Genomic DNA, 23,235 nt, shown 5'->3' with positions numbered 1-23,235 from the left:
GCGCGGCCTGACGCCGGGCTGCGCTCTCCCCGTCCTTGTCGTTGCATCCACCTTGAAGGAACTCCATCGTGATCCAGCACTTTTCTTCTCGCATCGTTGCACTCGTCTGCTGTGCATGTCTGCTATCCCTTGGCATCGGGGTGGCCGGCGCGGCAACACGCGATCCGGCAGCAGCTGGCGCGCAGCGTCGACAGGCCATGGCCGACGCGTCGGTCAGCAGAATCATCGTCAAATACCGCGCCGGGCGCGTGGCTGCGCGCGATGTGGGGCGCAGTGCATCGATGACGATCACCGCTGCGGCAGCGCGTGCCTCGATCCGCCTGGCACCGGCTGCGCGGGCGGGCGGCACTGTGGCGCCTGCGTATCTGCGCACGCTGGCGGTGGGCGGTGAATTGATCAGGCTGCCCGCCCAGCTCGGTCGTGCCGATGCCGATCGGCTTGTGCAGGCATTGGCGGCCGATCCAGCAGTGGAATCTGCACAGGTCGATCGACGCATGTATCCGCTGCAAACCACCGGCGGCACTTTGCCCAACGACCCGCTGCTGCAGACCAACCAGTGGCATCTGCTCGACCCGGTGGGCGGCATCAATGTTGCCCCGGCCTGGAGCAGCACGCACGGCGAAGGTGTGGTGGTTGCGGTGCTGGATACCGGCATCCTGCCCAGTCATCCCGATCTGGCAGGCAACGTCCTGGCCGGCTATGACTTCATCACCGATGCGTTCGTCTCGCGGCGCGACAGCGATGCGCGCGCACCGGGCGGGCTGGATCGCGGCGACTGGGTCGAACAGGATGGCGATTGCGGCATTTTCTCGTTGGCTGCAGACAGCAGCTGGCACGGCACGCATGTGGCCGGCACGGTTGCCGAACTCACCAACAACGGAATCGGCGGAGCCGGCGTCGCCAACAAGGCGAAGATTCTTCCGGTGCGCGTCATCGGTCATTGCGGCGGCTATAGCTCGGACATCAGCGACGCCATCGTCTGGGCGTCCGGTGGGCATGTCGACGGTGTGCCGGACAACCGCGATCCTGCCGAAGTGATCAACCTGAGCCTGGGCGGCGGCGGGGCCTGCGATGCGGCGACCCAGTCAGCGATCAACGGTGCGGTATCGCGCGGCACCACGGTGGTGGTTGCCGCGGGCAACGAGGCCTCGGACGTGTCGACGTCCAGCCCCGCCAATTGCGCCAATGTGATCGCGGTGGCCGCCACGCGCGCGACCGGCGGGCTGACCGATTACAGCAATTTCGGCCGTCAGGTCGATCTGGCCGGCCCCGGCGGCAGCTCGCAGTTCTTTGCCACCGACGATGGCCCGATCCGCAGCTTCATCTGGCAGACGTTCTACACCGGCAAAACCACTCCGACCTCGGGGCAGTACACCTACGGCGGCAGCACGTTTGCCGGTACCTCGATGGCCTCGCCGCATGTGGCTGGCGTGGCGGCATTGGTGCAAAGCGCGTTGATTGCCGATGGCAAGGCGCCGCTGTCGCCGGCGGCACTGGAAAATCTGCTCAAGCGCAGCGCGCGGACGTTCCCGGTGCCGCCGCCTGCGGCAACCCCGGCCGGTACCGGCATTGTCGACGCGGGCGCGGCGGTCGCCCGCGCACTGCGGCGTTGCGATGCCGATGACCTGGGTTGCACGCTGGATGCCCAGACCTTGCGAAACGGCACTGTCCAGCGCGGCGTGTCCAATGTGGCCGGGGATGCGGGTGTGTTCACCTTTCAGGCGTCCGCAGGCCAGGTGCTGAGCTTTCTCAGCTTCGGTGGCAGCGGCCAGGCGTCGCTGTACGTGGCGATTGGGCGCGTCCCCAGTGCCGACGACAACGATGGCGCCTCCACACGTAGCGGCACCAGCCAGACGGTGCGCTTTACCGCGCCGCGTGCAGGCACCTATGTGCTCAAACTGGAGGGGGCCAGCTTCGATGGCGTGAGTCTGCTGGCGCGCCAATGAGTCGACGCCTGGCAGCGGTACCTGGCGTAGTCGTCATTTCCTTGGCGCAATTGCCTCCGGCGCCAACGCCGGCGAGCCAGCCAGGCAATTGTGGCCGGCTGGCGGGGGACTGACCTGCCGTCTGACCCATTCTTGCTGCGTTTTTGCGCAACCAAGCCCGCCGGCGTCTCGCCAGCGGGCTTTTTTGTCCGTCATGGGCACGGCTATTCAGCTTCGAAATGTCTCGCGAGACATGATCTAGGTCGCTGTTTTCCAAACAATTATCAAAAATCTAATAAACGCAAGCAGAAGTGTGACGGAAAACACTCATATCTTCGCTTTCTGTCAAAAACTTGACGCCTGATTTGACGGCTGTTAACACTTTGCGCAGTTCTATGGTTGGGTAGCGTTCACTTTTTGACTACCCGGGGTGCAGGCGCAAGCCGCCCATCGCCGCAAGGCCCATAGCGCGCACAACCACGGGGAATCGCGTGGCCGAAAGGCCTTCCGAGGGTGGGCGCTCGCCAAAAACCAGTCCCAACAACTCAGGAGTCGTACGTCGATGAATCGGATTTATCGCAAGGTCTGGAACAAATCATTGGGCGTGTGGGCCGTGGCCTCGGAACTGGCCAGCGGTGACAGCCCCGGAGCCGTTGCTCCAGCCTCGCTCATCGACCGCCGCCAAAGCCTGGCACTGGCTGCCGCCATCACCCTGGCGCTCGGTGGCGCCGGATTGGCCACCCCGCTTCCCGCCAGCGCGCAATCGGTCGAAGTCGGCCGCGGCGCCTCCGCACCTGCCGCCAAGGCGACCGCCATCGGTGCCGGCAGCAAGGCCAGCGCCACCGGCGCCGTCGCCACCGGTGCCGACAGCAGCGCCAGCGGCGTGAACAGCAGCGCGATCGGTCGCCAGACCAACGCGATTGGCGAAAACGCCGTGGCCATCGGCTACAACAGTTTTGTGCGCCAGGCCGGCGTCAACGGCGTGGCGTTGGGCGCCAATGCCGGCGTCACCGGTGCCAACTCGGTTGCGCTGGGCGCAGGCTCGCGCACCCACGAAGACGACGTGGTGTCGGTCGGTAGCGGCAATGGGCGCGGTGGCCCTGCAACGCGCCGCATCACCAACGTCGGTGCCGGCATCAACGCCACCGATGCGGTCAACGTGGCGCAGCTGCGCGATGTGGCCGATGTGGCCGAAGACACCGCGCTGTTCTTCAAGGCAAGCCCGGGCGACGACAGCGTCGGCGCCTATGTCGAAGGCGACAGCGCATTGGCCGCAGGCAATGCCGCCAATGCCGTCGGTACTGCAACCACCGCGCTCGGCACCGGCGCCAATGCCGTGGCCGAGAACGCGACGGCCGTGGGTGCCAACGCACTCGCTTCCGGTCAGAACAGCGCAGCGTTCGGCCATAACGCACAGGCCAATGGTCCGGCCAGCGTGGCCGTGGGCGGCGCTGCGGTCGACGCAGACGGCCAACCGTTGGTCACCAACGGCGGGGTGCCGGTCACCACCGGTGCCACCAGTGCCGGTGTTGGCGGAACGGCGGTCGGCGCCAGCGCCAATGCCGATGGGTTCGCGGCGTCCTCGTTCGGCGTCGGCGCGTATGCCGCCGGTGCCCAGGCATCGGCATTCGGTGCGGTGGCCAACGCCGGTGGCGATTACGCCACTGCCGTCGGTACCCAGACCAGCGCCAGCGGTACCAGCAGCACCGCCGTGGGCGGGCCGGTGGATCTGATTCCCGGGTTGGGTTTCTTCGTGCAGACCCAGGCCAGTGGCGAGGCGTCCACTGCGCTGGGCGCCGGTGCGATCGCATCGGGCACCTACACCACCGCCGTCGGCACGCTGAGCGAGGCGTCGGGAACCGAAGCCACGGCGGTGGGCTACTTCGCCTATGCACCGGGCGAAGGCGCAACCGCAGTCGGTCCGGAGTCCTGGGCCAGCGGTGAGCTGAGCACGGCGCTGGGTTACTACAGCACCGCACGCGGCGCCAACTCGGTGGCGCTCGGCGCCAATTCGGTCGCCACGCGCGCCGATACCGTGTCGGTTGGCGCGGCCGGCGCAGAACGTCAGATCACCAGCGTCGCTGCCGGTACCGAAGGCACCGATGCGGTCAATCTCGATCAGCTCACCGCCGTTTCCGATGTCGCATCCACCACCGCGCGCACCTTCGTGGCCACCGGCGAGGGCGCTGCAATCGCCGAAGGCGTGGACAGCGTTGCGGCAGGTTCCAATGCGTCGGCGCTGGCCGATTACAGCACGGCGCTGGGGTCCAGCAGCATTGCATCGGACATCAACACCACGGCCGTTGGCAGCGGTGCAGTTGCGAACGTCAACAACGCCACGGCGGTGGGTTTCAACAGCATCGCCAGCGACCGCTACGCCACTGCGCTGGGCGCAGACAGCACCGCGTCGGGGTTCTACGGCACCGCGCTTGGCAGCACCAGCGTGGCCTTCGGTCGCGGCGCCACTGCGGTCGGTTTCGAAAGCATCGGCAACGGGCTTGAATCCACCGCATTGGGTTTTGCCAGCGTGGCGTTCGGCGACACCAGCACCTCGATCGGCGCGGAAAGCACCGCGTATGGCAGGGGCAGCGTCGCTGTCGGCATCACCTCGGCCGCAGGTGGCGATGCCTCGGTCGCAATCGGCGACACCGCCATCGTGCTGGGCAACGGTTCGGTTGCGGTCGGCGCATCGACGAGTGTATCGGCCGACAACAGCGTGGCGCTGGGTGCCAACTCGGTTGCCGACCGCGCCAACACGGTGTCCGTGGGCAGCGTGGATGGCCAGCGTCAGATCACCAATGTCGCTGCTGGTACCGAAGGCAGCGATGCGGTGAATCTGGATCAGCTCAACGCAGTGGCCGGCACCGCCGAAACCACCGCGCGGCTGTATGCCGGGACCGGCGACGGCACTGCCGTCGCCCAGGGCGAAGATGCAACGGCGGCCGGTTCCAATGCCACCGCGGATGGCGATTACAGCAGCGCCTTCGGTGCCAGCAGCAATGCCACCGCGATCGGTGCAGTGGCCATCGGCAGCGGCGCCAGCGCAACGGCGCAGTACGCCAATGCCGCCGGTTACAACGCTGCAGCCAGCGGCTTCGGCAGTGTGTCCAACGGCGCCTTCAGCCAGGCCAGCGGCGACTATGCCGTGGCCGTGGGTGGCGAGAGCGAAGCGGCCGGTGCGCAGAGCACTGCACTGGGTGCAGCGGCCGGCGCATATGGCGATGGGTCGCTGGCGGTCGGTGCGCTGAGCGAGGCGCAGGGCAGCGAATCCACCGCGCTGGGCTACTTCGCCAGCGCCAGCGGCGAATCGGCCACGGCAATCGGCGCAGAAAGCGTCGCCGACGGCACCACCGCCGCGGCACTCGGCTTCGGCGCACAGGCGACGGCCAATTACGCCACTGCGGTCGGCGGTTATTCCACCGCGAGCGGTTTCAACAGCACCGCGCTAGGCAACTTCAGCACCGCCAGTGGCTCCAACACGCTTGCCGTGGGTAGCGACGCGACCGCCACTGGCGCCTACAGCGTTGCCGCCGGCCAGGGCAGTGTGGCCAGCGGCTACAACAGCGTGTCGGTCGGCGGCGCCTTGCTCGGCCTTTTGCCGACCGAAGCCTCCGGCGATTTCTCCACCGCCGTGGGTGGCGCCGCGTGGGCGCCGGGCCTCAACAGCACCGCGTTGGGCAACTTCGCCGAATCCACCGGCGAAAGCAGCGTGGCCCTGGGCGCTGACTCGGTCGCCGATCGCGACTTTGCGGTGTCGGTGGGCAGCGCCGGCAACGAGCGCCAGATCACCAACGTGGCGGCCGGTACCCAGGGCACCGATGCGGTGAACTTGGACCAGCTCAACGCGGTTGCCGAAGCCGGTGCAGCCACCAGCAAGTACTTCCAGGCCAGCGGCAGCGACGGCAGCGATGCCGGCGCGTATGTCGAAGGCGATAACGCATTGGCCGCGGGCGAGGGCGCCAACGCCACCGGTACCGGCACCACTGCATTGGGCGCAGGTGCACAGGCGGTGGCCGATGCGGCCACCGCCGTCGGCTTGGATGCGTTGGCCAGCGGCGCCAGTGCCGCTGCGGTGGGCAACAACGCGCAGGCGTTGGCCGAAAACAGCAGCGCGTTCGGCAGCAATGCGCTGGCCGGCGATATCGGTGCCACCGCAAACGGCGCGGGTGCGCAGGCAAGTTCCACCTACACCACTGCGCTCGGCAGCGAGGCGGTGGCATCGGACAACCAGGCCACTGCCGCAGGCTTCCGCAGTGCGGCCTCCAACGTCGGCAGTGCGGCATTTGGCGGTTACAGCGAATCCAGCGGCCGGCTGTCGTCGGCCCTGGGTTACGGCGCGGTGGCGTCCAGCGATTACAGCACCGCCGTCGGCGCCGCATCGCTGGCTTCCGGCGCCAGCGCGGTGGCCGTGGGTGAGTTCAGCGAAGCCACCGGCGACGAAAGCGTTGCGGTCGGCGGCAGCACGTTCTTCGGCTTCATCCCGGCACGTGCCTCGGGAACCGGCGCGGCCGCCTTCGGTGCGGGTGCGTGGGCAACCGCCGACTACACCACCGCGATCGGCTGGAACTCGTATGCGGACGGCACCAATGCCACCGCATTGGGGCAGAGCGCTGCGGCGTTGGCCAACAACACGCTCGCACTGGGCGGCAACAGCCGCGCCGATGCGGTCGGCGCCAGCGTGATCGGCGTGGATGCGTCGGCCACCGGCGTCAACAGCACCGGTGTCGGCCGCCAGGTCAATGTGATCGGCGAAAACGCGGTCTCGGTGGGCTACAACTCGTTCGTTCGCCAGAGTGCGGTCAACGGCGTGGCCCTGGGTGCCAATGCCGGCGCAACCGGTGCCGATTCGGTGGCCTTGGGCTCGGGCTCGCGTACCTACGAAGCCGACACCGTGTCCATCGGTAGCGGCAACGGGCGCGGCGGTCCGGCGACGCGTCGCATCGTCAACGTCAGCGATGGCCAGGCGGCGACCGATGCGGTCAACAAGGGCCAGCTGGATGCGGTGTCGGCCGATGTGCAGAACACCAGCAGCAAGTTCAAGACCACCGGCGATGCAGTGGCCACCGCAACCGGCGAGCGCAGCACGGCTGCCGGCTCCGGCGCTGTCGCCACCGGCGCACGCAGCGTTGCCATTGCCTCCGGCAGCAGCGCCTCGGCAACCGGTGCCAGTGCGATGGGTGTGGACAGCAGCGCCAGTGGCGTGAACAGCACCGCGATGGGCCGTCAGACCAATTCCATCGGCGAAAACGGCGTGGCGCTGGGTTACAACTCCTTCGTGCGCGAAAGCGGCAGCAATGCAGTGGCCCTGGGTGCCAATGCCGGTGCCAGCGGTGCCGATTCGGTGGCCTTGGGCTCGGGCTCGCGCACCTACGATGCCAACACGGTGTCGGTGGGCAGCGGCAATGGCCGCGGCGGTCCGGCGACGCGTCGCATCGTCAATGTCAGCGACGGCCAGGCCGCCAGCGATGCCGTCAACAAGGGGCAGCTCGATGCCTTGGCGGCCGATGTGCAAACCACCAGTGGCATGGTCAAGACCACCGGCACCGGCGTGGCCGTGGCAACCGGTGATCGCGCCACCGCCGCAGGTGCCGGTGCCACTGCCAGCGGTGCACGCAGTGTCGCCATTGCCGCCGGCAGCAGCGCCAGCGGCGCAGGTGCCAGCGCGGTGGGCGTGGACAGCAGCGCCAGCGGCACGAACAGCACCGCGATGGGTCAGCAGACCAACGCCATCGGCGAGAAGAGCGTGGCGCTGGGCTACAACTCCTTTGTCCGCCAGAGTGCGGTCAACAGCGTCGCCTTGGGCGCCAATGCCGGCGCAACCGGCGCCGATTCGGTGGCGTTGGGCTCGGGTTCGCGCACCTACGAGGCCAACACGGTGTCGGTGGGCAGCGGCAATGGCCGCGGCGGTCCGGCCACGCGCCGCATCGTCAACGTGGGCGCCGGCGCGATCGCCGATGCCAGCCTTGACGCGATCAACGGCGGTCAGTTGTTCCAGTCGCTCAGCAATGCCGCCAGCTTCCTCGGCGGCGGCGCGGCGATCGGCGCGCAAGGCGTGTTCGTTGCGCCGACCTACGTGATTCAGGGCGCCAGCTACAACAACGTGGGCGCGGCATTGACCGCGCTGGATACCAAGGTCACCCAACTGGATGCACGTGGCGGCACTGCGGTTGCCGGCACCACGTCGCTGCGTACCGCCGCGGTGCCGGCTGTCGCTGCACCCGCTGCCAGCGATGCAGCAAGCAACGTCGGCACCGCCACCGCGACTGCCGGCGTGCAGGGCACCCCGACGGCGGCAGTGGTCGGCAGCATCACGCCGGCGGCAACCTCCACCGCAGTCGGCACCGCGGCAGTGGCCAACCACGTCACCGGTACCGCGATCGGCGGCAGCGCCTACGCGCACGGCCCCAACGACACCGCGATCGGCAGTAATGCGCGCGTCAATGCCGACGGCAGCACGGCAGTGGGTGCCAATACGCAGATTGCGGCGGTGGCGACCAATGCGGTGGCGATGGGCGAGGGTGCGCAGGTCAGTGCGGCGTCCGGTACCGCCATCGGCCAGGGCGCACGTGCCAGTGCACAAGGTGCGGTGGCCTTGGGTCAGGGCTCGGTGGCCGATCGCGCCAATACGGTGTCGGTGGGCAGCGTCGGGGGCGAGCGGCAGGTGGCCAATGTGGCGGCCGGTACGCGTGCCACCGATGCGGTGAACAAGGGCCAGCTGGACAGCGGCGTTGCCGCGGCCAACAGCTACACCGACAGCCGCTACAGCGCGATGGCCGACAGCTTCGAAAGCTATCAGGGCGATATCGAGGACCGTCTGCGTCGGCAGAACCGTCGCCTGGATCGTCAGGGCGCGATGAGCTCGGCGATGTTGAACATGTCCGCCAGCGTGGCCGGTATCGCCTCGCAAAACCGCATCGGTGCCGGTGTCGGTTTCCAGAACGGCGAATCGGCGTTGTCGGTGGGCTACCAGCGTGCGATTAGCCCGCGCGCCACGTTGACCGTGGGCGGTGCGCTGAGCGGCGACGACAGCTCGATCGGCGTGGGTGCCGGTTTCGGCTGGTAACACGGATTGCATCAAACGCGGCGGCGCCGAGCTGCGCCGCCGCGGTAAGGCCTGAGGGGGCGGGCAAGGACCGTGGCTAGGCCAGCCAACGGATTCGCATGGAGTGATGGCCGTACCAGGAGCGATCGATCAACTGCCGCAGGCCGGCTCACGGCTGCGCGGTGTTGTCGACCCCGTTCCAAGCCTGATTCACGAAAAACACGAAGAGGATTTCACCGTGATCGACAAGACCTTCCGCCTCACCCCGCTGACCGGCGCCATCCTGATGATGGCCCTTGGTGCGTCCGGCACCCTGGCTGCCGCACCGAAACTGCTGGTCAAGGAACCGACCCAGTCCGCTTCGGCCGGCGCCCCATTCAGTAGCCGCCTGATCGTGCGCTACAAGGACAACACCGCCGCTGCGACCGATCGCGGCAGCAAGCTCAATGCCGTGCAGGCCGCGGTCGGCCGGGTCGGCGCCGCGACCGGCGCACGCAGCAGCGCAGCCGCCGCCAAGGCGACGTATGTGCGCAAGCTCGGCATCGGCTCGGACCTGATCAAGCTGTCCAGCACGCTCACCGCCGCACAGGTGGACAAGGTGGTCGTCGAGCTCAGGAACGACCCGTCCGTCGCCGACGTGCAGATCGACCGCATGTTGCGTCCGGTCGAGATCAAGAAGAGTGTTGCCGCCACCGATGTGAGCCCGCAGCTGGTTCCCAACGACCCGCTGTATGCGCAGTACCAGTGGCACCTGAGCAACCCCAACGGCGGCATCAATGCGCCGGCCGCATGGGATCTGTCGCAGGGCGCCGGTGTGGTGGTGGCGGTACTGGACACCGGCATCCTGCCGGGCCATCCCGATTTTGCCGGCAACCTCCTGCAGGGTTACGACTTCATCACCGACGCCGAAGTCTCGCGTCGCCCGACCGACGCCCGCGTCCCGGGTGCACTGGATTACGGCGATTGGGAAGAGGCCGACAACGTCTGCTACAGCGGCTCGGTCGCCCAGGAAAGCTCCTGGCACGGCACCCACGTTTCCGGCACCGTGGCCGAGGCGACCAATAACGGCGTCGGCATGGCCGGCGTCGCGCCCAAGTCGACCATCCTGCCGGTGCGCGTGCTCGGCCGTTGCGGCGGCTACACCTCCGACATCGCCGACGCCATCGTGTGGGCCTCCGGCGGTACGGTCGAAGGCGTGCCGGCCAACACCAACCCGGCCGAGGTGATCAACATGAGCCTGGGTGGGGGCGAGCCCTGCGATTCGGCCACCCAGCTGGCCATCAACGGTGCGGTGTCGCGCGGCACCACCGTGGTCGTGGCGGCGGGCAATAGCGGCGAAGATGCGGCCAACCATTCGCCGGCCAGCTGCAACAACACCATCACCGTGGGCGCCACCCGCATCACCGGCGGCATCACCTATTACTCCAACTACGGCAGCAAGGTGGACCTGTCCGGTCCCGGCGGCGGCGGCAGCGTGGACGGCAACCCGGGTGGTTACATCTGGCAGGCCGGCTACACCGGTGCGACCACGCCGACCTCGGGAAGCTATACCTATATGGGCTTGGGCGGCACCTCGATGGCGTCCCCGCACGTGGCGGGCGTCGTGGCCCTGGTGCAGAGCGCAGCGATCGGCCTGGGCGACGGCCCGCTGACTCCGGCTGCGGTCGAGGCGTTGCTCAAGCAGACCAGCCGCCGCTTCCCGGTGACCCCGCCGGCCAGCACCCCAATCGGCAGCGGCATCGTCGATGCCAAGGCTGCGCTCGAAGCGGTACTGGTGGAGCCGTGCGATCCGGCCACCGAGACCTGCGCACCGACTGCCATCGCACTGACCAACAAGGCGCCGGTGGCCGGTCTGAGCGGCACCTACGGCAGCTCCACGCTGTACAGCTTCGAGGCCAAGGCCGGTGCGGTACTGAGCTTCATGACCTATGGCGGTACCGGCGATGTGTCGGTGTACGTCAGCTATGAAGCCGAGCCCAGCGCCACCAGTTTCGATGCCAAGTCCACGCGTCCCGGCAACAGCGAAACCGTCCGTTTCACTGCACCGAAGGCGGGCACCTACTACATCAAACTGGTAGGCGCATCCGATTACGCGAAGCTGACCCTCGTTGCACGACAGTAAGTAGCGCAATAGTGTGACCAATGCCCCCGGCCAATTACCGGGGGCATTGTTTTTCAGGACGATTCAGATGCGTGCGGTTGATCGTCGCGGCAAACTGCTACAGTCGGCGCCGGACCAGTGGAGACGAGTGTGAACGCGGTTGCCGTCGATCCAATTGAGCATCGAAGTGCGGAAACGCGCATCGTCGAAGCGTTGCTTGAACGCCGTCGTCTGAAGGACTCCGACCTGCTGCGCGCACGCCAGTTGCAGGCCGAATCCGGGATGGGCCTGCTGGCCCTGCTCGGCCGCCTGGGCCTGGTGTCCGAGCGCGATCATGCCGAGACCTGCGCCGATGTACTCGGCCTGCCGTTGGTGGATGCACGCCAACTCGGCGATACACCGCCGGAAATGCTGCCCGACGTGCAGGGCCTGTCGTTGCGCTTCCTCAAACAATTTCATCTGTGCCCGGTGGGCGAACGCGATGGCCGGCTGGATCTGTGGATCGCCGATCCGTACGACGATTACGCCATCGATGCAGTGCGTCTTGCCACCGGCTGTGCATTGTTCCTGCAGGTCGGCCTGCGTTCGGAAATCGACGATCTGATCGAGCGCTGGTACGGCCAGGGCCGCAGTGCGATGGGTACCATCGTCGAGACCGCCGATGGCGATGCCAACAGCAGCGACGACATCGAAGCGCTGCGCGATCTGGCCTCCGAAGCGCCGGTGATTCGCCTGGTGAATCTGGTGATCCAGCACGCAGTGGAATTGCGCGCGTCGGACATCCATATCGAACCGTTCGAAAGCCGCCTCAAGGTGCGCTACCGCGTCGATGGCGTGCTGGTGGAAGGCGAAAGCCCGCCGGCCAAGCTCACCGCCGCGGTGATCAGCCGCATCAAGATCATGGCCAAGCTCAATATCGCCGAGCGCCGCCTGCCGCAGGACGGTCGCATCATGCTGCGCGTGCAGGGCAAGGAGCTGGATCTGCGCGTCAGCACCGTGCCGACCGCGCACGGCGAAAGCGTGGTGATGCGTCTGCTCGATCGCGAAACAGTGGTGTTCGATTTCTACAAGCTGGGATTTACCGAAGACTTCCTGCCGCAGTTCCGCAAGGTGCTCGAGCAACCGCACGGCATCATGCTGGTGACCGGCCCCACCGGCTCGGGCAAGACCACCACGCTGTACACCGCGCTGAGCCAGCTCAATACCTCCGACGTGAAGATCATCACCGTCGAAGACCCGGTGGAGTACCAGATCGAAGGCATCAACCAGATCCAGGCCAAGCCGCAGATCGGGCTGGATTTTGCCAACGCGCTACGCAGCATCGTGCGCCAGGACCCGGACATCATCATGATCGGCGAAATGCGCGATCTGGAAACCGCGCGCATCGCGATCCAGTCCGCGCTCACCGGCCACCTGGTGCTGTCCACGCTGCACACCAACAACGCGGCCGGCGGCATCACCCGTCTGCTCGACATGGGCGTGGAAGATTACCTGCTGACCTCCACCATCAACGGCATCCTGGCGCAGCGCCTGGTGCGCAAGCTCGACCTGGACAACGCCGAGCGTTACGCCGCATCGCCGGAGGAGATCGACAAGTTCGATCTGCGCCGTCTGCAGCCCGATGGCGAGATTTACCTGTATCGCCCGCGAGCTTCGGCCGCTGCACCGACCGGCTATCTCGGCCGCACCACCATCGTCGAGTTCCTGGTGATGAACGACGAACTGCGGCGCGCGGTGATGCGCCGCGCCGGCATGGGCGAGATCGAACAGCTCGCGCGCAAGGCCGGCATGCGCACCATGTACGAAGACGGCCTGTCCAAGGCCCTGCGCGGGGAAACCACCATCGAAGAAGTGCTGCGCGTGACGGAGGATGCGTGAGAGTCAACGGAGCCACAATGAGCATCGGATGCTCAGCATCGGAAGATAAGCAGGGCAAGGTCTCGGCAACGCGTCGCGCACGCGCACAGGTGCGCCCAGTCGCGCCAACGCAGCGCGGTATCGCGCTTTTACCGAATCCCGAATCCCGACTCCCGAATCCCGGCCTTCCATCCTGATGCCCCTGTACCGCTACAAAGCCCTGGACGCCCACGGCGAAATGCTCGACGGCCAGATGGAGGCGGGCAGCGATGCCGAGGTGGCGCTGCGTCTGCAGGAGCAGGGCCATCTGCCGGTGGAAACGCGGCTGGCCACCGGCGAAAACGATTCGCCGTCGCTACGCATGCTGCTGCGCAAGAAGCCGTTCGACAATGCGGCGCTGGTGCAGTTCACCCAGCAGCTGTCGACCTTGATCGGTGCCGGGCAGCCGCTGGATCGTGCGTTGTCGATCCTGATGGATCTGCCGGAAGACGAAAAAAGCCGGCGCGTCATCGGCGACATCCGCGACACCGTGCGCGGCGGTGCGCCGCTGTCGTCTGCACTGGAGCGGCAGCACGGGTTGTTCTCCAAGCTGTACATCAACATGGTGCGTGCAGGCGAAGCCGGCGGCAGCATGCAGGACACCTTGCAACGGTTGGCCGATTACCTGGAACGCAGCCGCGCGCTCAAGGGCAAGGTGATCAACGCGTTGATTTATCCGGCGATCCTGCTGGCGGTGGTCGGTTGCGCGCTGTTGTTTCTACTGGGCTACGTGGTGCCGCAATTCGCGCAGATGTACGAAAGCCTGGATGTCGCGTTGCCGTGGTTCACCCAGGCGGTGCTGAGCGTGGGTTTGCTGGTGCGCGACTGGTGGCTCGTGCTGATCGTGGTGCCCGGCGTGCTCGGGTTATGGCTGGATCGCAAGCGGCGCAATGCCGCCTTCCGCGCATCCCTGGACGAATGGCTGCTGCGCCAGAAAGTGGTCGGTAGCCTGATCGCGCGCCTGGAAACCGCACGGCTGACGCGTACCCTGGGCACCTTGTTGCGCAACGGCGTGCCGTTGCTGGCGGCGATCGGCATCGCGCGCAACGTGATGTCCAATCTGGCCCTGGTCGAGGATGTGGCCAACGCGGCCGACGACGTCAAGAACGGGCATGGCCTGGCGATGTCGCTGGCGCGCGGCAAGCGCTTTCCGCGGCTGGCCCTGCAGATGATCCAGGTCGGCGAAGAATCCGGTGCGCTGGATACGATGTTGCTCAAGACCGCCGATACCTTCGAGCTGGAAACCGCGCAAGCGATCGACCGTGCGCTGGCGGCACTGGTGCCGCTGATCACGCTGGTCCTGGCGTCGGTGGTGGGGCTTGTCATCATTTCGGTGCTGGTACCGCTGTATGACCTCACCAATGCGATCGGCTGAGAGCGGCGGGCGAGACGACTGCGCAGCCAGGCGGGCGCAAGCGGGGCTCGGCAGCGGCCCGCATCGCTCGTACACTGGCTTAACCGCACGCAGCGCTTTCACTTGCGTGGCGTCTTCACAACAACGTTCCGGTGACCGCTCGACACCTACGCGGGAACCAATGCAATCGCCGCTGGGTCATCTGGTAGCGGCAGCATCCTTCATCGACGTGCAAGGAAATCGTTCATGATCAAGCGCTCCATCACCCGTAGTCCGTCGCGCGCAGGCCAGGCCGGCATGAGCTTGCTGGAAATCATCATCGTCATCGTGCTGATCGGCGCGGTGCTCACCCTGGTGGGTAGCCGTGTGCTGGGTGGTGCCGATCGCGGCAAGGCCAATCTGGCCAAGTCGCAGATCCAGACCCTGGCCGGCAAGATCGAAAACTTCCAGCTCGACACCGGCAAGCTGCCGAGCAAGCTGGATGACCTGGTCACCCAGCCCGGCGGCAGCAGCGGCTGGCTGGGCCCGTACGCCAAGCCGGCGGAACTCAACGACCCGTGGGGTCACACCATCGAGTACCGGGCGCCGGGCGATGGCCAGCCGTTCGACCTGATCAGCCTGGGCAAGGATGGCCGCCCTGGCGGCAGCAGCTACGACTCGGACATCAAGTACCAATAAGCCCTCGCCATGCGCGTTGCGTGTCAGCCGTTGCGTCGTCCGCATGGAGTCGGTCCTGGCCGCACCCGCACGCGTGGCAGCTCGCTGCTTGAAATGCTGCTGGTCATCGCGTTGATCGCGATGGCCGGTGTGCTGGCTGCGGCCGCATTGAACGGCGGCATCGATGGCATGCGCCTGCGCACCGCCGGCAAGGCGATCGCATCGCAACTGCGCTATACGCGCACCCAGGCAATCGCCACCGGCACCCCGCAACGCTTCCTGATCGACCCGCTGCAGCGCCGTTGGGAAGCGCCCGGCGGTCATCATGGCGATCTGCCGTCGTCGCTGCAGGTGCGCTTCACCGGCGCGCGTCAGGTGCAGTCGCGGGAAGATCAGGGCGCCATCCAGTTCTTCCCCGATGGCGCTTCCACCGGCGGCCGCATCGATCTGCAGGTCAAGGACGCGCGCTGGCGCGTGGATGTGGGCTGGATCACCGGCGAAGTGCGTTCCGGCCCGCTGCGGGCGCCTGCGCCATGAAGCGTCAACGCGGTTACACGCTGATCGAGGTGATCGTCGCCTTTGCGTTGCTCGCCCTGGCATTGAGCCTGTTGCTGGGGTCGTTGTCCGGCGCTGCACGCCAGGTGCGCGCGGCTGACGACAGCACGCGTGCGACCCTGCATGCGCAATCGCTGCTGGCATTGCAAGGCATGGACAAGCCGCTGGTGCCCGAGCAGCAGCAAGGCACGTTCGAGGACGGGCATTTCCGTTGGTCGATGGATGTGCGCCCCTACGACGAACCGCGACGCAATCCGCAGGCGCCGGTGGCCCCTGGCGCGCACAAGCTGCTGCAACTGACCCTGGTGGTGCGTTGGGGCGAGGCGCCCAATCAACTGCTGCAATGGCGCACCTTGCGCCTGGTGGCCGCCACCGCGCAGGACACCGCGCCGTGATCCGTTCGCGCAGCGCAGGCTTCACCCTGATCGAAGTGCTGCTGGCCACGATGCTGCTGGTCGGCGGGCTGGCATTGGCGTTTGCCACCTTGCGCTCGGCCAGCGCGGTGAGCCAGCGCGGCGAGGCGATCGCCCAACGCAGCGAGCGCGTGCGCGCGGTGGAAGAATTCCTGCGCCGTCGGTTGGCCGCCGCGTTGCCGCTGGCGATGAGCATCGACCCGCAAAGCCAGCAACCGATGCTGTTCGTCGGTGAACCGCAGCGCATGCGCTTTGCCGCCGATGTGCCGGATTACCTGGGACGCGGCGGCCCGTACCTGCACGAGTTGTCGGTGGTGGGCGATGGCGAGCAGCGCACCTTGCAAATTGCGTTGACGATGCTGCAATCGGGCAAGTCGATCGAGGAAGGCAGCAAGCTGCCGCCGGAGCCGCTGGCGCAAGGCGTGCAGCAGGTGAGCTTTCGCTACCGTGGCATGGATCCGCAGAACGGTCGCCTGAGCGGATGGTTGCCGCAGTGGGAATGGCACGACCGCCTGCCGTTGATGGTGCGTATCGAGATCCGCAGCGGCGGCGCTGCATGGCCGCCGTTGATAGTGGCGTTGCCGCAATCCAGCAATCCTGGAGCGGGGCAATGAGCCGGATACGTGGCGCCGCCTTGGTGCTGGTGTTGTGGCTGATCGCCCTGCTCACCGCGATGATCGGCGCGTTTGCGCTCACCGCGCGCGTGGAAGCCCTGCAAGGCACTATGCTGCGCAACGGCGCGCAGGCGCAGGAATACGCGCGTGCCGGCCTGGAATACGCACTGTCGCGCTTGCAGAGCGCCGATACCCAGGCACGCTGGCGCGCAGACGGCCGGCGCTATCGTTGGCAGATGGACGACGCCAGCGTGGAGATCCGTATCACTGACGAGAGCGGCAAGGTGGATCTGAACATGGCCGAGCCGGCGCTGTTGGCCGGGCTGGTGCGTGCCGTGGGCGGCAAGCAGGGTCGCGATACGCGCATTGCCGGTGCCATCGTCGATTGGCGCGATGGCGATTCGCTGAGCCAGCCCGGCGGCGGTGCGGAAGACCGCGATTACGCCGATGCCGGCCTGCCGTATGGCGCAAAGGACAGCCCGTTCGAGACCCTGGGCGAACTGCGCCTGGTGCTGGGCATGGACAGCGAGTTGTATCGCAAGTTGCTGCCCAACATCACCTTGTACAGCGGCCGCTCGCGCCCGGAAGCCCGCTTTGCGCCCGGCCCGGTGTTGACCGCGATGGGCCTGGATGCGCAGCAACTGCTGGCCCAGCGTGACGCGCCGCCGGGTTTGCCGGGCAGCGAGGCGACGGTCGGTGGGTCTGACACTTATAGTATCGAGAGCCGGGCGCGACTGAGTCAGGGACGCGAGGCTGTATTGCGGGCGGTCGTGTCGACAAGCGCGTCTGCAGTTCCGGGATCGGCCTACACCGTGTTGCGTTGGGAAGAGGGAGCAGCAGTGCAATGACCGCATGGCGGGATACCTTGGGTCGTATCGGCGTACGCGCCATGCCGGGAGCCGGAGGCTTCTGGCGTTGGTGGCAGCACTCGCTGCTGGCGTGGTTGCCGCAGCGTTGGCAATGGCAATTGGGCCTGTCGCAGGCGCGCCTGTTGTTGCAACTCGATGGGCAGACCTTGCAGTTGCTGCGTCACCGCGATCAGACCCGCGAGGCGATCGCCAGCCTGCCGTGGCCGGTGCAGCCGCAGGAAGTCAACGCCGTGCTGCCGACGGCGCTGGATGGCCTGCCGCGGCATTGGCTGTTGCCGTCGGCGCATGCGTTGCGGCGCCCGTTGCGCCTGCCCGCCGCCGCCGCCGCGCGGCTGCAGGACGTGGCACGTTTTGAAATCGACCGGCAGACCCCGTTCACCGCCGACCAGGTGTATTTCGATGCGCGCGTGCTCGATGTGCGCGAAGACGGCCAGCTCGATGCCGAGCTGGTGGTGGTGCCGCGGCGCATGATCGATGGCCCGGCCGGTGTGCCCGACGCCTGGACCAACGCGTTGTCCGGCATCGATGTGGCCGATGCGCAGGGCGCCCCATTGGGTGTGAACCTGCTGCCGCCGGCACGCCGGTTGCGGCGCAGCGACCCGATGCAACGCTGGAACCTGTTGCTCGCCGCCACCGCGGTGGTGTTGCTGGCAGTGGCCGGCTGGCTGCTGCTGGACAATCGCCGTCAGGCCGCCGACGACCTGCGCGCCAAGGTCCAGGCCAACGCCGCGCGCGCGCGGCAGGTGGCTGCCGAGCGCCAGCAGTTGGTGGATCTGGTCGAAGGTGCCAGCTTCTTCCAGCAGCAACGCGCCACGCGTCCGACCTCGGTGGAAATCTGGGACGAGCTGAGCCGGCGCCTGCCCGGAGGCACCTATCTGGAAAAATTCTCGGTCGAAGGCGGGCAGTTGCAGCTGATCGGTTTGAGCAACGAAGCGTCCTCGCTGGTGCGGCGTCTGGAAGGCTCGCCGCTGTGGCGTACGCCATCGCTGACCGGCGTGCTGCAGAGCGATGCCGGTCGCAATGTCGACCGTTTCACCATCACCGCCGAGCTGGCCGGCCCCGATGCGAAGGAGGCGGCCGATGCCACGCAGCGTTAAGCGCGATCGCTGGATCGCATTGGGCCTGCTGCTGCTGGTGCTCGGCGTGGCGTACCTGGTGCTGGTGCACCCATGGTTCACCCAGCCGATGATCGCCGTGCAGGACGAGCTGCAATCGTTGCGCGAGCGCGAGCTGCGCGTGCGCGTGCAACTGCAGCAGGCGCCACAGGTCAGCCAGCGGCTGCGACAGGCGCGGCAAACGCTGGAAAGCCGCCCGGGATTCTTGCCGGAAACCTCTGCCGAACTGGCCTCGGCCGGGCTGGTGCAGCGGCTGGAACGCGCCGTGGTGGACGCCAGCCCCGGCAATCGCAGTTGCGCCATCAGCAACCGCTCCCCGCTGCAGCCGGAGAGCAAGGGCCGCTTCACCCGCGTGGCGGTGCAGGTGCGCTTGCGCTGCGGCACGCCGGAGCTCGCCTCGGTGTTGTACAGCCTGGAAAACGGCACGCCGCGGCTGTTCGTGGATAACCTCAATGTGATGGCACAGCGCTACCAACTCTCGCCCAACGAAAGCGGCAACGGCCTGGACATCGCGTTCGAGCTGGCAGGGTATCTGCGTCCCGGTGCCAGCGCTGCGCCGTTGAATACCGATGCCGCGCCCGCCGCCGCCGCCGGGGAGGCCAGCAATGCGCCTTGACCTGATCGGGTTGCGTACCTGGTTGCTGGCCACGGTGGTCGGCTGGGCGCTGCTGGTATGCATCCTTGCCGTGGCCGGGCTGGGCAAGCGCGTGGAACTGCTCCCGGACGACCCGGCGCTGGTGCAGCGCCTGCCCACCTTGCCGGCGCCTGCGCCGGAGCGGCTGGGAGCTTTCGAAAAATATTCGGAGATCGCCGCGCACCCGGCTTTCGCCGAAGACCGCCTGCCGCATCCGTTCTTCCTGTCCGGCAACGACGGCAGCGGCGCGGCCTCGACGGTGCGTCTGACCGGCGTGCTGCTGACCGAAAACTTCAAGATGGCCACGCTGACCCTGGACCCGCAGGACTCGGTGCGCGTGCAGCTCGGCGGCGAAGCGGTCAAGGGCTGGCGCCTGCTGGCCCTGCAGCCGCGCAGTGCCACCATCGAAGGCCCCGGCGGCACCCAGACCCTGGAATTGCACGTGTTCAACGGTCAGGGCGGGCAACCGCCGACCGCCAACGCCGCCGCGCGTGGTGCTGCGGGCGCGGTCCCGCCGTTGCCGTCGCCCGATGCCGCCGCGACCGTGCAACCGCCTCAGCCGCAGCCTGCCACCCCGCCGACACAGCAGCAGCCTGGCGGGCAAGCCCCGCCGACGGTGCCGCCGCAACGCAGTGATGGCGCGCAGGAAGCCCCACGCCCCTCCGACGATCAGATGCGTGCCATCCGCGAACGTATCGAAGCCCGACGCCGCCAGCTGCAACAGCAGCGCCAAAGCGGCTCTACCCCCGGTCAGACCCAATGAGTGAACGCATGACGCCGCGCCTGTTTCCCGTGTCCCTGCTGATTGGCCTGCTGGCCGGTTGTGCCACCACTCCGCCGCCGGACGTGCGCCGCAATGCGCGCCTGGATCCGCAAGTCGGCGCTGCCGGCGCCACCCAGACCGCTGCCGATCAACGCGCCGACGGCAATGGCAACGCCAGCGCCAAGCCCAGCCCGGTGATCCGGCGCGGCAGCGGCACCATGATCAACCAGAGCGCTGCCGGCGCCCCCGCTCCGACCCTGGGCATGGCCAGCAGCGGCAGCGCCACCTTCAACTTCGAAGGCGAATCGGTGCAGGCGGTGGTCAAGGCGATCCTGGGCGACATGCTTGGGCAGAACTACGTCATTGCCCCGGGCGTGCAGGGCACCGTGACCCTGGCCACGCCCAACCCGGTCTCTCCGGCGCAGGCCTTGAACCTGCTGGAGATGGTGCTGGGCTGGAACAATGCGCGCATGGTGTTCAGCGGTGGCCGCTACAACATCGTGCCGGCCGACCAGGCGCTGGCCGGCACCGTCGCGCCCAGCACCGCGTCGCCGTCTGCCGCGCGCGGTTTCGAAGTGCGCGTGGTGCCGTTGAAGTTCATTTCCGCCAGCGAAATGAAGAAGGTGCTGGAGCCGTACGCGCGCCCGAACGCCATCGTCGGCACCGATCCGGCGCGCAACGTGATCACCCTGGGCGGCACCCGCGCCGAGCTGGAAAACTACCTGCGCACCGTGCAGATCTTCGACGTGGACTGGTTGTCGGGCATGTCGGTCGGCGTGTTCCCGATCCAGTCCGGCAAGGCCGAGAAGGTCAGCGCGGACCTGGAAAAGGTGTTCGGCGAACAGAGCAAGACGCCCAGCGCCGGCATGTTCCGTTTCATGCCGCTGGAAAACGCCAATGCGGTGCTGGTAATCACCCCGCAGCCGCGCTATCTGGACCAGATCCAGCAGTGGCTGGACCGCATCGACAGCGCCGGCGGCGGCGTGCGGCTGTTCTCCTACGAATTGAAGTACATCAAGGCCAAGGACCTGGCCGATCGGTTGTCGGAAGTGTTCGGCGGGCGCAGCAACAGCGGCGACTCCAGCGCTTCGCTGGCGCCGGGCTCGGAAACCAGCGTGCTAGGCGGCGCATTGGGTAATCGCGACAGCAGCATGGGCGGCAGCTCCGGCATGACCGGCGGCAGCGTCGGCGAAAGCAACGATGGCAGCTCTTCCGGCAGCAGCTTCGGTGGCAGCAGCGGCACTGGAAGCAGCAGCGGTGGACTGGGCAACGGGAGCCTGCAGCTATCGCCGCGCAGCAACGGCAACGGCGCGGTGACCCTGGAAGTGGAAGGCGACAAGGTCGGCGTATCGGCGGTAGCCGAAACCAACACCTTGCTGGTGCGCTCCACTCCGCAGGCATGGACGTCCATCCGCGACGTCATCGAAAAGCTCGACGTGATGCCGATGCAGGTGCATATCGAAGCGCAGGTGGCCGAGGTGAATTTGACCGGTGAGCTTCAGTACGGCGTCAACTGGTACTTCGAGAACGCGGTCAATGCTGCTACGGCGGCTGGTGGTGCCGGACTTCCCTCGGCGGCGGGGCGCAGCATTTGGGGAGACATCGCAGGCACCGTCACCAACGGCGGCGTGGGCTGGACGTTTCTCGGCAAGAATGCTGCGGCAGTCATCAGTGCCCTGGATACGGTCACCAATTTGCGACTGCTGCAGACACCGTCAGTGTTTGTGCGAAACAATGCCGAAGCCACGCTCAATGTTGGCTCACGCATCCCGATCAATTCCACGTCGATCAATACTGGCCTGGGCAGCGACAGCAGTTTCTCGTCGGTGCAATACATCGATACCGGTGTGATCCTGAAGGTGCGTCCACGCGTCACCAAGGACGGCATGGTGTTCCTGGATATCGTGCAGGAAATCAGCACCCCGGGCGCACGACCTGCAGCGTGTACGGCAGCAACCACAACCACCGTCAATAGCGCTGCTTGCAATGTCGATATCAATACGCGTCGTGTCAAAACCGAGGCGGCGGTGCAAAGCGGCGACACCATGATGCTGGCCGGCCTGATTGACGACAGTACGACCGATAGCAGCGCTGGCGTGCCGTTTCTCAGCAAGTTGCCGGTCGTCGGCGCCCTGTTTGGTCAGAAAAACAGAGATACCAACCGCCGTGAAGTCATCGTCTTGATCACTCCCACGATCGTGCGCAACCCGCAGGAAGCACGCAATCTCACCGACGAGTACGGCCAGAAGTTCAAGGCCATGGAGCCGCTGAAACCCAGCCAGAAGCCGCAATGAGTGCGGCACTGCCCGTCGTGCTGGTGCCGGTCGGCACCGACGACGAGGCGCTGGATGCCTGTCTGGGTGCACTGGATGCAGCCACGCCCGCCGGCACGCGGGTGTGGCTGGCCGACGATGCACAGGCTGGCCCGCGCGGCCGCGCGGTGATCGAGCACTGGCTGGCGCGCACGCAGCTGCAAGCGCACCACACCCGTCGCCAGCGCATGCTGGGCGAGGTGGCGCATCTGGATGAAATGCTCAGCGCCTGCGGCGACGCCGACGTGGTGGTGCTGGGCGTGGATGCCTGCCCGCTACCCGGCTGGCTTGGCCAGTTGAGCGCGTGTTTCGCGCGCGATGCAGCCATCGCCACGGCGACACCCTGGAGCAATGTGGGCGAAGCCTGCAGCTGGCCACGCCTGGGCGAACTCAACCCCATGCCGGATGCGCCGGAACGGCTTGCCGTCGCCTGCGCGGCGATGCCGCCGCTGCATCCAGAGCTGCCCTCGGCGGTCGGCCATGCGGTGCTGTTGCGCGGCAGCGCGCGGCGCAAGGCCGGCGGCCTGGATGCCAGCAGTTATGGTTCGTGGTACGCCGCGCTGGTGGATTTGAGCCTGCGCATGGGCGGGCTTGGCTGGCGCAATGTGCTGTGCGATACCGCCTTCGTCGCCTCGCCACGCGAAGGCCGTCCGGCCGATGGCGACATGGATGCGCTGGCAACGCGCTGGCCGGCCTGGCACGCGCGGCTGGCCAATTTCCTGATGCACGACCCGCTGCGTGCGCAACGCGACCAACTCGCCCAGCTACTCGCCGACCTGCCGCCGCCGGACCCACAACGCATGTTGTTCGACGCGTAGCGATGGCATGGCCGAGCCTGCCCGATACGATGTCGCGGCAGTAGCGACGGAATCATTGCAGGGCGACAGACAAGAACGGCTGCGCAGTTGTCAGGCAGGCACAGCGCCGTTGTCGCTCACTGCGTCATGCACGCTTTGAGCGTGCATGACGCATCCACTTCAGCCGT

At 67.1% G+C, this 23,235-nt stretch carries 15 protein-coding genes; all 15 read left to right on the top strand.

What is annotated here, in order from left to right:
• Positions 1–68: 68 nt before the first annotated feature.
• The 15 genes from FHY18_RS11580 to FHY18_RS11510 all read left to right on the top strand — a co-directional run bounded on the left by FHY18_RS11580 (position 69) and on the right by FHY18_RS11510 (position 23,068).
• The gene (locus tag FHY18_RS11580; protein ID WP_259154987.1) at positions 69–1,946 is read left to right on the top strand and encodes a S8 family peptidase; all 1,878 of its coding nucleotides are present in this window, start codon (positions 69–71) and stop codon (positions 1,944–1,946) included.
• Between the two features lie 541 nt (positions 1,947–2,487).
• Positions 2,488–8,988: an ESPR-type extended signal peptide-containing protein gene (locus FHY18_RS11575; protein ID WP_259154985.1), complete on the top strand. Its 6,501-nt coding sequence runs from the start codon at positions 2,488–2,490 to the stop codon at positions 8,986–8,988.
• Positions 8,989–9,205: 217 nt separating this feature from the next.
• Positions 9,206–11,089, top strand: coding sequence for a diffusible signal factor-reguated S8 family serine peptidase (locus FHY18_RS11570; protein WP_259155962.1), 1,884 nt, complete (start codon positions 9,206–9,208; stop codon positions 11,087–11,089).
• A gap of 129 nt (positions 11,090–11,218) precedes the next feature.
• The gene (gspE, locus tag FHY18_RS11565; RefSeq protein WP_259154982.1) at positions 11,219–12,946 is read left to right on the top strand and encodes a type II secretion system ATPase GspE; all 1,728 of its coding nucleotides are present in this window, start codon (positions 11,219–11,221) and stop codon (positions 12,944–12,946) included.
• 175 nt (positions 12,947–13,121) lie between these two features.
• A complete protein-coding gene (locus FHY18_RS11560) occupies positions 13,122–14,339 on the top strand; it encodes a type II secretion system F family protein (RefSeq protein ID WP_005988200.1) in 1,218 nt (405 codons plus the stop codon).
• 225 nt (positions 14,340–14,564) lie between these two features.
• Complete coding sequence (gene gspG, locus FHY18_RS11555; protein ID WP_039426219.1) at positions 14,565–14,996, top strand: type II secretion system major pseudopilin GspG; 432 nt, start codon at positions 14,565–14,567, stop codon at positions 14,994–14,996.
• Between the two features lie 9 nt (positions 14,997–15,005).
• Positions 15,006–15,512, top strand: coding sequence for a GspH/FimT family pseudopilin (locus FHY18_RS11550; RefSeq protein ID WP_259154965.1), 507 nt, complete (start codon positions 15,006–15,008; stop codon positions 15,510–15,512).
• Complete coding sequence (locus FHY18_RS11545; RefSeq protein WP_259154964.1) at positions 15,509–15,925, top strand: prepilin-type N-terminal cleavage/methylation domain-containing protein; 417 nt, start codon at positions 15,509–15,511, stop codon at positions 15,923–15,925. Before FHY18_RS11550 ends, FHY18_RS11545 begins: the two co-directional genes overlap by 4 nt.
• Entirely contained in the window at positions 15,922–16,557 is a 636-nt protein-coding gene (locus tag FHY18_RS11540) for a type II secretion system protein J (protein ID WP_259154963.1), read from the top strand. The genes FHY18_RS11545 and FHY18_RS11540 overlap by 4 nt, the downstream gene beginning before the upstream one ends.
• The gene (locus FHY18_RS11535) at positions 16,554–17,405 is read left to right on the top strand and encodes a type II secretion system protein GspK (RefSeq protein WP_259154962.1); all 852 of its coding nucleotides are present in this window, start codon (positions 16,554–16,556) and stop codon (positions 17,403–17,405) included. The genes FHY18_RS11540 and FHY18_RS11535 overlap by 4 nt, the downstream gene beginning before the upstream one ends.
• On the top strand, positions 17,402–18,523 hold the full coding sequence (locus FHY18_RS11530; RefSeq protein ID WP_259154961.1) for a PilN domain-containing protein: 1,122 nt from the start codon (positions 17,402–17,404) through the stop codon (positions 18,521–18,523). The genes FHY18_RS11535 and FHY18_RS11530 overlap by 4 nt, the downstream gene beginning before the upstream one ends.
• Positions 18,507–19,157: a type II secretion system protein GspM gene (gspM, locus tag FHY18_RS11525; protein WP_259154960.1), complete on the top strand. Its 651-nt coding sequence runs from the start codon at positions 18,507–18,509 to the stop codon at positions 19,155–19,157. Before FHY18_RS11530 ends, gspM begins: the two co-directional genes overlap by 17 nt.
• Positions 19,147–19,938, top strand: a complete 792-nt coding sequence (gene xpsN, locus FHY18_RS11520; protein ID WP_259154959.1) for a type II secretion system protein XpsN — start codon at positions 19,147–19,149, stop codon at positions 19,936–19,938. Before gspM ends, xpsN begins: the two co-directional genes overlap by 11 nt.
• Complete coding sequence (gspD, locus tag FHY18_RS11515) at positions 19,935–22,232, top strand: type II secretion system secretin GspD (protein WP_205392448.1); 2,298 nt, start codon at positions 19,935–19,937, stop codon at positions 22,230–22,232. The genes xpsN and gspD overlap by 4 nt, the downstream gene beginning before the upstream one ends.
• Positions 22,229–23,068 carry a glycosyltransferase gene (locus tag FHY18_RS11510; protein ID WP_259154952.1) on the top strand — a complete coding sequence of 280 codons (840 nt, stop codon included), beginning with the start codon at positions 22,229–22,231 and terminating at the stop codon, positions 23,066–23,068. Before gspD ends, FHY18_RS11510 begins: the two co-directional genes overlap by 4 nt.
• Positions 23,069–23,235: the final 167 nt, after the last annotated feature.

Source organism: Xanthomonas sp. 3793 (assembly GCF_024806835.1).
GTDB classification, from domain to species: domain Bacteria; phylum Pseudomonadota; class Gammaproteobacteria; order Xanthomonadales; family Xanthomonadaceae; genus Xanthomonas; species Xanthomonas arboricola_F.
The sequence above is the reverse complement of the archived record's forward strand: the minus strand, read 5'-3'. Positions and strand labels throughout refer to the sequence as shown.

Coding starts and splice junctions, on each gene's coding strand:
- xpsN (WP_259154959.1), top strand. CDS start 19,147: ATGCGCCTTGACCTGATCGGGTTGCGTACCTGGTTGCTGGCCACGGTG.
- FHY18_RS11560 (WP_005988200.1), top strand. CDS start 13,122: ATGCCCCTGTACCGCTACAAAGCCCTGGACGCCCACGGCGAAATGCTC.
- gspG (WP_039426219.1), top strand. CDS start 14,565: ATGATCAAGCGCTCCATCACCCGTAGTCCGTCGCGCGCAGGCCAGGCC.
- FHY18_RS11575 (WP_259154985.1), top strand. CDS start 2,488: ATGAATCGGATTTATCGCAAGGTCTGGAACAAATCATTGGGCGTGTGG.
- FHY18_RS11545 (WP_259154964.1), top strand. CDS start 15,509: ATGAAGCGTCAACGCGGTTACACGCTGATCGAGGTGATCGTCGCCTTT.
- FHY18_RS11550 (WP_259154965.1), top strand. CDS start 15,006: ATGCGCGTTGCGTGTCAGCCGTTGCGTCGTCCGCATGGAGTCGGTCCT.
- FHY18_RS11535 (WP_259154962.1), top strand. CDS start 16,554: ATGAGCCGGATACGTGGCGCCGCCTTGGTGCTGGTGTTGTGGCTGATC.
- FHY18_RS11510 (WP_259154952.1), top strand. CDS start 22,229: ATGAGTGCGGCACTGCCCGTCGTGCTGGTGCCGGTCGGCACCGACGAC.
- gspM (WP_259154960.1), top strand. CDS start 18,507: ATGCCACGCAGCGTTAAGCGCGATCGCTGGATCGCATTGGGCCTGCTG.
- gspD (WP_205392448.1), top strand. CDS start 19,935: ATGAGTGAACGCATGACGCCGCGCCTGTTTCCCGTGTCCCTGCTGATT.
- FHY18_RS11530 (WP_259154961.1), top strand. CDS start 17,402: ATGACCGCATGGCGGGATACCTTGGGTCGTATCGGCGTACGCGCCATG.